11 protein-coding genes are annotated in these 13,283 nt (G+C 67.1%); 4 read left to right on the plus strand and 7 right to left on the minus strand.

Translation table 11 applies throughout. The features are described from left to right. Positions 1-10: 10 nt before the first annotated feature. Positions 11-1,351 carry a dicarboxylate/amino acid:cation symporter gene (locus NED98_RS00565; protein WP_265311435.1) on the minus strand — a complete coding sequence of 447 codons (1,341 nt, stop codon included), beginning with the start codon at positions 1,349-1,351 and terminating at the stop codon, positions 11-13. Positions 1,352-1,600: 249 nt separating this feature from the next. Between NED98_RS00565 and NED98_RS00570 the strand changes: the two genes are divergently transcribed. From NED98_RS00570 to NED98_RS00585, 4 genes are all read left to right on the plus strand, one after another. Next, entirely contained in the window at positions 1,601-4,153 is a 2,553-nt protein-coding gene (locus NED98_RS00570; protein ID WP_265311436.1) for a TonB-dependent receptor, read from the plus strand. Positions 4,154-4,214: 61 nt separating this feature from the next. Then, entirely contained in the window at positions 4,215-5,429 is a 1,215-nt protein-coding gene (locus tag NED98_RS00575; protein ID WP_265311437.1) for a serine hydrolase domain-containing protein, read from the plus strand. A gap of 72 nt (positions 5,430-5,501) precedes the next feature. After that, a complete protein-coding gene (locus NED98_RS00580) occupies positions 5,502-6,173 on the plus strand; it encodes a hypothetical protein (RefSeq protein WP_265311438.1) in 672 nt (223 codons plus the stop codon). 117 nt (positions 6,174-6,290) lie between these two features. After that, positions 6,291-7,622, plus strand: coding sequence for an alginate export family protein (locus NED98_RS00585; protein ID WP_265311439.1), 1,332 nt, complete (start codon positions 6,291-6,293; stop codon positions 7,620-7,622). Positions 7,623-7,634: 12 nt separating this feature from the next. Here NED98_RS00585 and NED98_RS00590 read toward each other — a convergent pair whose 3' ends face one another. Genes NED98_RS00590 through NED98_RS00615 form a run of 6 tightly spaced genes read right to left on the minus strand, consistent with a single transcriptional unit; the run spans position 7,635 to position 13,279 of the window. Further along, on the minus strand, positions 7,635-8,102 hold the full coding sequence (locus NED98_RS00590; protein ID WP_265311440.1) for an A24 family peptidase: 468 nt from the start codon (positions 8,100-8,102) through the stop codon (positions 7,635-7,637). After that, positions 8,099-8,695: a tetratricopeptide repeat protein gene (locus NED98_RS00595; RefSeq protein WP_265311441.1), complete on the minus strand. Its 597-nt coding sequence runs from the start codon at positions 8,693-8,695 to the stop codon at positions 8,099-8,101. Before NED98_RS00595 ends, NED98_RS00590 begins: the two co-directional genes overlap by 4 nt. Position 8,696: 1 nt before the next feature. Then, positions 8,697-9,671, minus strand: a complete 975-nt coding sequence (locus NED98_RS00600) for a type II secretion system F family protein (protein WP_265311442.1) — start codon at positions 9,669-9,671, stop codon at positions 8,697-8,699. A 1-nt stretch (position 9,672) separates the two neighbouring features. Continuing rightward, a complete protein-coding gene (locus tag NED98_RS00605; RefSeq protein ID WP_265311443.1) occupies positions 9,673-10,674 on the minus strand; it encodes a type II secretion system F family protein in 1,002 nt (333 codons plus the stop codon). After that, positions 10,671-12,053: a TadA family conjugal transfer-associated ATPase gene (locus tag NED98_RS00610; RefSeq protein WP_265311444.1), complete on the minus strand. Its 1,383-nt coding sequence runs from the start codon at positions 12,051-12,053 to the stop codon at positions 10,671-10,673. Before NED98_RS00610 ends, NED98_RS00605 begins: the two co-directional genes overlap by 4 nt. Positions 12,054-12,055: 2 nt before the next feature. Beyond that, positions 12,056-13,279, minus strand: coding sequence for a CpaE/TadZ family protein (locus tag NED98_RS00615; protein ID WP_265311445.1), 1,224 nt, complete (start codon positions 13,277-13,279; stop codon positions 12,056-12,058). Positions 13,280-13,283 lie beyond the last annotated feature (4 nt).

Raw genomic sequence — 13,283 nt, forward strand, 5'->3', positions numbered from 1 at the left:
CACCGGCAAATTAAGCGGAGGAGCGCGGCCGTCCCACCCCGAGCCCTTCGTCCGAATGCCAGGACGCGGGCGGCGCGGCGGGCGCCGGCGCAAGCAACCCCGCGCGCTTGGCGACGATGGTCGGGACCAGCATCTGCCCGGCGACATTCACCGCGGTCCGCCCCATGTCGAGGATCGGATCGATCGCCAGCAACAGCCCCGCCCCCTCCAGCGGCAGCCCGAGGGTGGAAAGCGTCAGCGTCAGCATCACCGTCGCGCCGGTCAGCCCCGCGGTCGCCGCCGATCCCAGCACCGAGATGAATGCGATCAGCACATAGTCCGACAGGTGCAGCGGCAGGCCGAAGAATTGCGCGACGAAGATCGCCGATATCGCCGGGTAGATCGCCGCGCAGCCGTCCATCTTGGTCGTCGCGCCGAGCGGAACGGCGAAGGCGGCATAAGCGCGCGGTATGCCGAGGCCATGTTCGGCGCATTCCTCGGTCACCGGCAAGGTCCCGACCGACGAGCGCGAGACGAAGCCGAGCTGGATCGCCGGCCACGCGCCGCGGAAGAACCACCCGGGGCTCAGCCCGTGCACGAGCAGCAGCACCGGATAGACGACGAGCAAGACCAGCGCGAGCCCGAAATAGACCGTCGCGGCGAACGCACCGAGCGACGACAGCGTCCCCCAGCCATAGCGCACCACCGCATCGCCGATCAGCGCCGCCGAACCGATCGGGGTGAGCGCGATCACCCAGCGGAGCAGGCGCCTGAATACCGCCAGCACCGACGCGTTGAACGCGAGGAACGGCGCCCCCGCCTCCCCGACACGCAGCGCCGCGGTGCCGATCGCGATCGCCGCGACGATGATCTGCAGCACATTGAAGCCCAGCGTGGTCGTCGCCGCGCCATCCTTGAGCGTCGTCGCCGCGTTGAGACCGAGCAGGTTGGCCGGCACCAGGCCCTTCAGAAAATCGAGCCACGACCCGGTCGTCGCGGGCGCCGCCGCACCCGAGACCGCTCCCGCCAGATGCAGCCCCGGCTGGAGCGTCACCCCCAACGCGATCCCGATCAGCACCGCGATCAGCGCGGTCGCGGCGAACCACAACAATGTCTGCACCACCAGCCGCGCCGCATTCTGGAGATCGCGCAACGCCGCGATCGAGCCGACGATCGCGGTGAAGACGAGCGCCGGCACCAGCACTTTCAGCAATTGCACGAAAATCTGGCCGATCGTGTGCAGGCTTGCGCCCAGCGCGCCGTCCGCCCCGCCGAGATCGCGCGCGAGCAGGCCGAGCGCCAGCCCCGCCAGCATCCCGATTGCCACCTGTACGCCGAACCCCGGCCGCCGCGCGATGAAACCCGTGATCATGTCGCCTGAGGTGGCAAGCTGATAACCTATCTCCAAGATAGGATTTCTGCGCGCCCCTTAAGCTGGAATCGGCCGCCGCGGCTCCGAGACCCCAATTGCGAATATGAGTTCACGTATTAGAAATAATCGCATATACGAGCGCTACCCGGTTCGCCAACGACATTGAAGACCTGACCCGCGGCCCGGCTCCGGGGGCAAAAATTTAAGTCAATTGTATCATAAGCATACAAAAAGAGGGGATGTCGGAACATGAGAATCAAAGCGGATTTCCGTGGCGCCAGCCTGATCGCGCTGGCCTGTCTTTCATTCGCCCCGGCGGCTCGTGCGCAGCAGGCGCCGGCGCCAGCGGGCCAGCCCGCGGCTGAAACGCCGGCTGCGACGGGCGACATCGTCGTCACCGCGCAATTCCGTTCGCAGCGGCTGCAGGATACGCCGCTCTCCATCACCGCGCTCAGCGGCGACGCGATGGAGGCCAAAGGGCAGACCAATATTTCCGAAGTCGCCGCGCAGACCCCCAATGTCACGCTCGCGCCGCAAAACGGCTATCTCGGCCCGGGCATCATCGCCTTCATCCGCGGCGTCGGACAATCCGATCCCAATTTCGCGCTCGAGCCCGGCGTCGGCATGTATATCGACGACGTCTATCTGCCGACGCTGACCGGTTCGCTGCTCGATCTGATGGATCTCGACCGCGTCGAGATCCTGCGCGGTCCGCAAGGCACATTGGCCGGGCGCAACTCGCTGGGCGGCTCGATCAAACTCTATTCGGTCAAGCCGCAGGGCGACGGCAGCGGCGCACTGGAAGCGACCTACGGCAGCTACAACCGCATCGACGCCCGCGGCCATATCGACCTGAAACTGGCCGACAACCTTTTCCTGCGCGTTTCCGCCGCGACCAAGAATCGCGACGGTTACGTCAAGCGCCTCGATTATGCCCAGACCCACCCCGGCTCCAACGTGCCGACCCAGGCGAGCGACGCTAAGCCCGAGCTCGGCACGCTCGGCGGGCAGAGCTTCGTCGCGACCAAGGCCGCGCTGCGCTGGTTGCCGACCAGCAACGTCGAGATCAACGTCTCGGGCGATTTTACCCGCCAGCGCGACGAGGCCGGGGCGAGCGTGCTGCTGTTCGCCAACAAGGCGGGGGTGTTCACCGGCCCAAGCGCGACCGGCGGCCCGCGCCCGTGGCTGGCCGGGGTCAACGGCAGCCCGGTGGCGCTCAACTGCGCCTTCGTCGCGTTCGGCGCCAATAGCTGCGACACCCCGCCGGCCGGCTACGACCGGCGCTTCATCAATTATGGGACCTATGCCGACAATGCGACCCGCGACGGCCAGATGGCGTATAAGCCCCTGTCGCTGACCCCGCATTCCAATCTCGACAATTACGGCTTCGCGGGCACGATCGACTGGACGATCAGCGACGGGCTCGCGCTCAAGTCGATCACCGCCTATCGCCACTATGAAGCCGACTGGTCCTTCGCCGAAGGCGCGCCGCTGCAATCGTCGATGTACGAGCAGCAGCAGAGCAATACCCAGTGGAGCCAGGAACTGCGCCTCACCGGCAAGGCGCTCGGCAACCGCCTCGATTATACGGTGGGCGGCTTCTATTTCGATACCAAGGGCAAGTTCACCGGGCGGATCGATCTCAATTACGCCGGGATCGATTTCCTCCACGGCCCCGATCCGACCCCGGCGACCAACAAGGCGCTGTTCGCCAATGCCAGCTTCAAGCCGGTCGATGCGCTGACGCTGACCGGCGGCATCCGATCGTCGTGGGACACCAAGGATTACGGCTATGTCCGCCACAATCCGGACGGCACCGCGATCCAGGGGCCGTGCCAGTTCTTCCTCGGCGCAGCCACGGCGGGGCCGACCGGGGTGGGCAATTCGCCCAACTGCCTGTTGTTCGGGCTCAACGGCCTCCAGGCGCATTTCAAGTCGCAGCGCACCGACTGGCGCGTCGCGGCGGATTATCGCGTCTCGCCCGAATTGATGCTCTACGCCCAGGTATCGACCGGGTATCGCGCCGGGGGCATCAACCCCCGCCCCTTCTATCCCAGCCAGGTTCGGCCCTTCTCGCCGGAAACCATCACCGCTTATGAAGCCGGGTTCAAATCCGATCTGTTCGGCCGGATGCTGCGTTTCAACGCCTCGGCTTTCTACAACGATTATAAGAATATCATCCTGACCGTCTTCAACTGCCCGACCGCGGCGGGCACCGAGGGGACGCCGTGCCTGCAACCGACCAACGTCGGGTCGGCGCACGTCAAGGGCGTCGAGGTCGAAACCCTGCTGCGGCCGACGAGCAACCTCAGCTTCGACGGATCGGTCAGCTATCTCGATTTCAAATATACCTCGCTCGGCAGCGCCAATACCGGCGTCCGGCTCGACATGGTCCCGCCCTTCACCCCAAAGTGGAAATGGAATGCCGGGGCGCAATATGAGGTGCCGGACGTGCTCGGCGGCGCGCTGAGCTTCCGGGTCGACGGCAGCTATCAGTCCCATATCTATGTCGACGCGGTCAACACCGATGCCGCGATCGTCTCGACCACCACCGCCGGTGCCGGCGGCGGCCCGCTGCCGACGCTGATCGCGACGAGCCGGATCGACGGCTATTTCCTCGCCAATGCGCGGGTCACCTGGCGCAGCGCGTCGGACGGGTGGAGCGCGGCGTTCGAGGTGCGCAACCTGACCGACAAATATTACTTCACCTCGATGAACACCAATTTCAGCTCGGTCGGCGTGATCTCCGGCGCGCCCGGGCTGCCGCGAACCTGGGCCATCACGATCAAGAAGGAATTCTGACCGGGCGACGCGCCGCGCGCGCGTCGCCTTCTCCCCGCCAGATCATGTCCATGAGGATCCGATGATCGCAGATCGTTCGATGCGCTTTCTCGCCCCGTTCCTCCTCGCCGGCGCGGTCGCGCCGGCGGCGGCGTTCGCGCAGGCCGATGTGCCGCCCGACCCGGTCATCCAGATGCGCGAGCACTGGCTCGATGCCGACATCAGCGCCTTCAATTTCCGCCATTCGGCGGACATGTTCGAAACCCGCGCCGTCCCCCACGGCGATGCCGTCCGGCCGCTCGCAGAGGGCGCGAAGCTCACCCCGCCCGCCTTCAGCTCGGGCGGCGTCACCCGCAGCTATGACGATTGGGCGCGGCGCACCTATACCAATGCGCTGATCGTGTTGCGCGACGGCAAGATCGTCTTCGAGGATTATCGCAACCGTTCGCGGCCGTCGGACCGCTTCATTTCCTTTTCGATGGCCAAATCGATCACCTCGCTGCTGATCGGCATCGCGCTCGACAAGGGGATGATCAAATCGCTCGACGATCCGGCGGGAAAATATGTCCCCGAATTGCGCGCCGGCGCTTATGGCGACGTATCGATCCGCCATATCCTCCAGATGCGATCGGGGGTCGATTACGAGGAGCGTTACGATTTCGGCGACAAGCCCAGCCTCGCCGCGCTCATCCACCGCCACGCCATCGTGCTCAATGAGGAGCGCTTCGCCGATCGCGCGACGACCATCACGCGGGCGGCGAAGCCGGGCAGCCGGTTCAACTATGCGACGCTCGACACCGCCGTCCTCGGCTGGGTGCTGGAGCGCGCCACCGGCCAGTCGCTCGCCGCATTCACCGCCGCCAATCTGTGGCAGCCGGCGGGGATGGAAGGAGACGCCTTCTGGATCGCCGACGGCGCGAAAGGGGTCGGCCGCGAACTATCCGGGATGGGCTTCAACGCCACGTTGCGCGATTATGCCCGGCTCGGCCAGCTGATGCTCGACGACGGCGTGCGCGACGGCAAACCGGTGCTCCCGCGCGGCTGGATCAGGCAGGCGACCAGCATGATCCCGTTCGACCAGCCGACCCCGTTCGGCGGCCGCGGCTATGGCTTCCAATTCTGGCAACTCGACGACCAGCCCGGCGCCTATAGCGCGCTCGGCCTTGCCGGGCAGTTCATCTACGTCCACCCGCAAAGCCGCACGGTGATCGTCAAGCTCAGCCATTTCCCCTTGCCCGAGCCGCCGCATGTCATGGCCGAGACGCTGGCCTATTTCCGCCAGCTTACGGGGCGATAAGTCAGCGGAGCTTTACCTATCCACCTGATATAAATATCAAATATCGAGCGCCTGTCGAACGAACGGACTCGAATGGTCATCCTGTCAGCCATTTTGTTCTTCCTGACCCAGCATCCTTTCTGGTCATGGCCGCTGCTCACGCTCTTCGGGGTCGCGCTGGCGCATGTGCTGGCCCGGTGGCGCGGCAGCCCCGGCTGGTACGGGCTGATCCTCGTCTTCTTCATCTACGGCCAGCTCAACATCTTCCTGGCGCACATCTTCAACGCGCTGTTTCTCAGCGCCTTTGGGGTCGGCGGAACGGGCGTCGTCACCCATTCGGAGATGACCAGTTCCACGCTCAACGACGCGAATGTCTGGGCCTATAGCGCCGCGCTCAAGACGGCGGATGGCAAGGACGTGGTGACGGCGTTCGATAGCATGTCCGCGAGCATCTATCCGATCACCAACGCGATCCTGATCCCGCCGGAGGGCGAGCGGTTCGTCACCAGATATATCCCCGGCTTCCCGCGCAACTTCGTCATCATGCGCAACCAGTCGCCTTATGGGATCAGGCAGATGGTCGCCGAGGATCGCGCGCCGGTGGATAAGGCCGCCAACCAGCTTGCGGCGAGCCCCGGCAACCCCGCCTTCATCGACGAATATCGCGATGCCTTGACGCGGTTTCTCGGCAAGCACCGGGGCGATGCCGATCCCGCGTTGATCGAGCGTTACCAGGCGGCGCTCGACGCTTTGCCGCGGCGATGACCGCGGGCGGCGCGCGAACCGGCAAGCCCGCCTCGGCGACGAGGAACAAAATCTAGCGTGACGGCCTTGAACGCGCCGCCTAGCCCTTGCCCAACGACAGGGGCCTCGGGGGAATGAATGCAATTGACGCGCGCGCTGTGGCTGATCGCGTTGGTGCCGGTGGCGACCCCGGCGCTCGCGCAGGATGCGGACGGTCTCGACATCTCGGGGACGATGCGGATCCGCTACGAGACGATCACCAATCAACCGCGCGTCGGCTACAACCGTAACGACGAGCTGCTCAATCTGCGCACGACATTGCTCGTCAAATATCAGTCCGGGCCGTTCACCGTCGCCGGCGAGCTGTGGGACAGCCGGGTCTATGGCGAGGACAAGGGCAGTCCGGTCACCACCGGCGAGGTCAACGCGCTCGAACCGGTGCAGGCCTATATCGGCGCGCGCGGTGCGATCGGCGCGGTGAAGATCTCCGGGCAGGTCGGCCGGTTCACGCTCAATCTCGGCTCCCGCCGGCTCGTCGGCGCCGAGGAATATCGCAACACCACCAACGGCTATACCGGCCTGAGGCTCGATCTCGCGACCCCCGGCGGCATCACCGCCACCGGCATCTATGTCCTGCCGCAACAGCGCCGGCCCGACGCGCCGGCGTCGCTGCGCGACAATGCGGTCGGTTTCGACCATGAGGGGTTCGATCAGGTCCTGTGGGGCGGGACCGTCGCCAAGGCCAAGGCGATCGGCGCGGTGACGGCCGAAGCGTCATTCTTCCATCTCGGCGAACACGACACCCCCGGGCGCCCGACGCGCGATCGATCGCTCAACACCGTGGGTGGGCGGCTGTGGCGCGATCCCGCCACCGGCGCTGCGGACGGCGAGGTCGAGGCGTTCCACCAGTCGGGGACGATCAGCGCATCGACCGCCCCTGCCGCGGCGACGCTCCCGGTGTCGGCCTGGTTCATCCACGCCAGCGGCGGCTATTCCTTCGCCGGCGCGCTCAAGCTGCGGCTGTCGCTGCATTATGACAGGGCGAGCGGCGACAAGGCGGGCGGCAGCTACGGCCGGTTCGATACATTGTTCGGCATGCGCCGCGCCGAACTCGCCCCGGCCGGGCTGTATAATGCGGTCGGCCGCGCCAACATCTCGACGCCCGGCGCGCGGTTCGAGATCGCACCGTCGAAGCGCTGGGACGCCTTCCTCACCTATCGCGCGCTGTGGCTGGCGGAACCGACCGACAGCTTCTCGACCACCGGGGTGCGCGATGCGAGCGGCCGGTCGGGGTCGTTTGCCGGGCATCAGCTCGATACGCGGCTGCGCTGGTGGGTGCGGCCCGACAGGCTGCGCTTCGAATTCGACGGCACCTTGCTGATGAAGGGGCGCTTCCTCAAGGAGGCGCCCAACGCGCCGCCCGGCAAGGTGAGCGCCTATAGCTCGTTCAATCTGACCGCTTCTTTCTAGACCTTGCGCGCGCTAAGCCAGCGCCAGCCGCGCGACGAGCGCGCCGATCGCGATCGCGATGCCGTAGGGCAATTTGTCACCGGGATTGTCGCCGCTGCGGCTGATCGGCTTGCCGGTCGCGCGGCGATAGACGAACCAGACGACGAGCAACGCCAGCCCCGACAGCGCGACCGAGATCAGCAGCCGCGGCGCCGCCGCGAGCGGAAACCAGGCCGCGACCGCGGCGTAGAATTTGGCGTCGCCGCCGCCGAACAGCCCGATCCTGAACAGCAGCATCCCGGCGACCAGCGCGATCGCGGCATGCGCGGCATGCCAGCCCAGCATCGCCGCCCCGCCGGTCGCGAAGCCGAGCGCGAGCCCGGCGATCGCTGTCGCCGCGCACAGCCAGTTGGGGATCGTGCGGCGGAACAGATCGCCCCACATCGCCGCCACGCCGGCCGCGATCAGCAGCGCCCCCGAGACGGCGGGCAGCAGCGTCATTCGGCCTTGGCCGGACGCACGACCACCGGGCGGGCGACCGCGAGCTGCTTCGCGACGAGCGGCGCGGGATAGCTCGTCGTGCCGGTCACGATGCGCACCTCGTAACGCGACACGCGTTGCAGCCCGCCGGCCGGCGGCGCCGCGGCGGCGGTTTCCGGCGCCGGGGCGGTGGCAGGCGCGGCGAGTATCTCGGCACGGCGCTGCGCCAGCGCGGGCGCGTTGATCAGTACCGCGAGGTTGGTCTGGTATCGCGATTCGACCGGATCGACCGAGATCGCCTCGCGGAAGAAACGCTCGGCGAGATCGAACCGCTCAATCCGCGCATAAGCCACCGCCATCCCGTTGAGCGCGGGCGCGAGCGGCTCGCCGGTGGCGAGCGCCTTCTGGAATTTCTCGATCGCCTCGCCCGGCCTTCCGCCGTCGAGCGCGGCACGTCCGGCGTCGGTTGAAGGGGTCCCGACGACCTGTTTGTCGGCCAGCATCACCGGTCGCGCGGATCGGTGCGCGTGGTGCGCGAACAGATGCGCGCCGGGGAACGACCCGCATCCCGCGAGCGGCAGCGACAGGGCGACGGCACAGGCGATCTTGCGCATCTCAACCTCCGTGGTGGAATGCCGGGGTAACGGTTCGCACGACCCGCACCGCGGCGGGCAGCATCAGCACGCCGATCATCACCGGCAGCATGCAGGCGACGAGCGGCACCGAGATCAGCACGGGGATGCGATGCGCCTTCTCCTCGGCGCGCATCCGGCGTTTCTCGCGCATTTCCGACGCATAGACGCGTAGCGTGGCGGCGATGCTCGATCCCAGCTTGTCGGACTGGATGAGCAAGGTGGTGAACGATCCCACCTCCTCCACCCCGGCGGCCTGCGCCATGCTGCGCAGCGCCTTTTCGCGCGAGGCGCCGGCGCGCAATTGCAGCGTCGCGCCGGTCAGCAACTGCGCGACGAGCGGGTGCGACACGACCAGCTCGCGCCCGACCCGGTCGAGCGCGGCTTCGAGCCCCAGCCCCGCCTCGACGCACACCAGCATCAGATCGAGGCTGTCCGGGAAACCGTTGGTGATCGCCTGCCGCCGCCGGTCCGCCTTCGCCCGCACGACGAGCGCGGGGATATACAGCCCCGCCAGCGCGAGGATCGACCCGACGATATAGAGCCGGCCGAACGAAAGCTGATAGCCGCCCGCGGTGCTGAGCAGCACGAGCAGCAGCGGCAGCCCGACGACCAGCAGCAGCCGGATCAGATTATAGACCCGCGGCGCCGAGGGCGAATCGAACCCGGCGGCGAGCAGTTTCTCGCGCAGCTCGCTCGACTTGGTATCGCCGAGGCTGAGCCCGGTGCGCTCGATCCGGTCGACCAGCCGGGTCCAATTGTCGTCGCGGCGCCGCTGGAGCGATTCGACCAGCCCCACCCCCGTCCCGCGCTGCGAGATGGTGCGAAGCTGGCCGCGCACCGCGGTGCGCCGCGACACGACGCTCAGCACCGCGAGCGCCCCCCCGACCACGAGCGCGAAAAGCGCGATCAGCAGCGCGGTGCGGGCAAACGGATTTGTCGATATGATGTCAGCCATATCAAACCTTTATGTCCACCAGCCGGCGGATCGAGATGAAGCCGATCGTGTAGAGCAGCAGCAATGCGGGAAAGCCGATGACGAAGATCGGATCGCGCGCGACATCGAGGTAGAAGGCGGGGTTGATCGCCATCAGCCCGCAAAAGGCGAGCACCGGCAGGCCGGTGAGCAGCCAGCCGGTCATCCGCCCTTCCGAGCTCAACGCGCGGACCATCATGAACATGCTCGCGCGATCGCGGATGACGCGCGAGAGATTCTCCAGGATTTCCGCAAGATTGCCGCCCGTCTCATTCTGCACCGAGATCGACACGACGAACATCCGCATATCGTCCAGCCCCCATCGCTCGGCCATTGCCGACAAGGCGTCCGGCAGGTTGGCGCCATAAGCGATCTCGTCCGACACCAGCCCGAATTCGCTGCCGATCGGATCGGGCATCTCCTCCGTGACGAGCTGGATCGCCGCCGCGACCGGATGCCCGGCGCGCAGCGAGCGGGTGAAGACATCGAGCGCGACCGGGAATTGCTGTTCCATCCGCGCCCGCCGGCGCTCGGCGATCCGCCCGAGCACGATCAGCGGCAGCCCGATCGCAAAGCCCGCCGCGGCGGTAACGATCAGCAACAACACCCCGATGCCGAAGGAGAATTTCGCGATCCACACCAACGCGGAAATCAGCGCCAGCGCGGCGAGGAAACCAAGCCCGACGATCAGCATCAGCGCGCGCGATTCGATCGGCACCGCAGACATCATCACCATCCGGGCGAAGCGCGCATAGAGCCGTTCGAGCGGCCCGGCATCGGGGCTGAGCGGGGGCGGGACATTCTTGAGCAAGGCGAGCGACACCGCCTCGCGGTCCAGCCCGGCGCGCAGCATCTTCAGCCGCTTGTTCACCGCGTCGCGCTCGCGCCGGCGGTTCCAGGTCAGCCCGAACACGAGCTGCGACAGCACGAACACCGACCCGAAGATCGCGGCGAGCAGCAAGGCGCGGATGAGCAGCGCGCTCATGGCTGGCCGACCCGCAACACCGGGCGGAAGATCTCGGCATCGAGCCGGATCCCGCGCGCCTCCAGCTCGGCCATGAATTTCGGGCGGATCCCGGTCGCCTCGAAATAGCCGAGGACATTGCCCTGCTCGTCGCGCCCGGTGCTGCGGAAGCGGAAGATCTCCTGCATCGTGATCACCTCCCCCTCCATCCCGGTGAGCTCGGAGAGCGAGACAATCTTGCGCTTGCCGTCGCTCAGCCGCGCGACCTGGACGACGACGTTGATCGCCGAGGCGATTTGCGCGCGCGCCGAGGAGACCGGCATGTCGATCCCGCTCATCCCGATCATCTGCTCGATCCGCGACAAGGCGTCGCGCGGGGTATTGGCGTGGACGGTGGTCATCGAGCCTTCGTGCCCGGTGTTCATCGCCTGGAGCATGTCGAACGTCTCGCCCGCGCGGCATTCGCCCAGGATGATGCGGTCGGGGCGCATGCGCAGCGCATTCTTGACCAGATCGCGCTGGGTAACCTCGCCCTTGCCCTCGATATTGGGCGGGCGCGTCTCGAGCCGCGCGACATGCTCCTGCTGGAGCTGGAGCTCGGCCGAATCCTCGATCGTCACGATTCGCTCGCGCCCGTCGATATAAGAGGACAAGGCGTTGAGCAGCGTCGTCTTGCCCGATCCGGTGCCGCCCGAAATGACGATGTTGCGGCTCGCGCCGACGATCGCCTGGAGCAGCGGCGCCATCGCCTCGGGCATCGTGCCGAGCTCGATCATCCGCGCCATGCTGATCGGTTTCTTGGAAAATTTGCGGATCGACAGCAACGCGCCGTCGATCGCCAGCGGCGGGATGATCGCGTTGACGCGCGATCCGTCCGCCAGCCGCGCATCGACGAACGGCGAGGATTCGTCGACCCGCCGCCCGACCGCGCTGACGATCTTCTGGATGATGCGCAGCAGATGGCGCTCGTCCTGAAAGCGCGTCGCGGTCTTTTCGAGCAGCCCGAACCGCTCGACGAACACCGAATTGCACCCGTTGACGAGGATGTCGGTGATGCTCTCGTCCTTGAGCAGCGGCTCGAGCGGCCCGAGCCCGAGCAATTCGTCGAGCACGTCGTTGGTCAGCGTGGTGCGCTCGACGCGGTTGAGCGCCTCGCTGTTCGCCGCGAGAATATCCGAGATGATCCCGGTGACCTCGCCGGCGATCTGCTCGCGGGTCATCTTGTCGAGCAGCGACAAGTTGATCTTGTCGAGCAATTGCTGGTGGATTTTCACCTTAAGCGAGAGGATCCGGCTCGCCGCCTCGGCCGCGAGCGCCTGTTCCGCGCTGTCGCCGGCGCTGCTCGGCGCGGCAGGATCGACGGGGGCGGTCGCGGGGCGGGAACGCTGGAGCTGCCACATGATCAATCTCCCCGCGTCCGCAGCCGCTCGCGCAGCAGCGCGCCGATCTGCGCGATGTCCCGGCAGAATCTGCTCTTGTCGCGCAAGTCGCTGACCAATTGCCCCTGGTCCTGCGCCGCGCTGACCAACGGCGCGTCGAGCGAGACGCTGCCGAGGATCGAATGGCCGAGCGTATCGGATACATCCTTGAGGTCGATCGTCTTGAACAGCCGCTTCTCGACCCGGTTGACGACGATCTCGATCGCCTGCCGCTCGACCCCGACCGAGCGGAACAGATCGAGCCGCCGCCGCGCCTGCCGCAGGCTCGCGACCGACAGATCGACGACGAGCAGGATCGTATCGGAGGCGAGCGCGGCGGACAGCGCCCAGCTCGTCCAGTCGGGCGGGAAATCGAGCACGACATGGCCGAATTCCTGCCGCAGCAGCTGGATCATCCGCAGCAGCTGCGCCGAATCGACCGATTCGAGCGGCATGATCTCCGCCGGTGCGCTGACCACCGAAATCCCGCCGCTGGCGCGGGTGATCACCGATCGGATCAGTTCCTCGTCGAGCCGGTCCTCCGCGCGGAGCAGATCGGCGAGATCGCCGCGCGCCGCGCTGACCCCGAGGAAATCGGTGACGCTGCCATATTGCAGATCGAGATCGGCGATGGCGGTGCCGCGCCCGCTGGGATCGTGCGCCGCGAGATCGGCGGCGAGCTGCGTCGCCACCGTCGTCGCGCCGCACCCGCCGATCGAGCGCGCGACCGAGATCAGCGGCGCGAGGCGCTGCTTCTGCCCCGGCGCGCTCTGTCGCCGCGCCGCGGTATCGAGCACGACCTGCAGCATCTCCTGCACGTCGAACGGCAGCGAGACGACGTCGCTGACCCCTTCGCGCACCAGCGCGCGGACCAGCGAAACGCTGGCGCCGTCGATCGCAGCGACCAGCGGCAGATCGGGCGATCGCGCGCGGATCTCGCCGACGCGCCGCATCGATGCGGCATTGTCGGGATCGACCTCGATCACCAGCAAGGCCGCGTCGCCGAGCAACGCCTCGGGCACCGGCGCGTCGCAGGCGAGCGGCGCGAGCCGCAGGTCGGCGAGCGGGGTCGCCGCCGCTGCCGCCGCCAGCGGCGCAATGTGCGCCGGCGTGGCGATCACCGTCACCCGGCAATCGCTGCGCACCGCGGAGTCCGCGAACCTGGTGGTGGGAAGCTGGAGATTGCCCATGATGCTTCGTCCCGACACGTCG

Source organism: Sphingomonas lycopersici (assembly GCF_026130605.1).
Taxonomy (GTDB): Bacteria; Pseudomonadota; Alphaproteobacteria; order Sphingomonadales; family Sphingomonadaceae; genus Sphingomonas; species Sphingomonas lycopersici.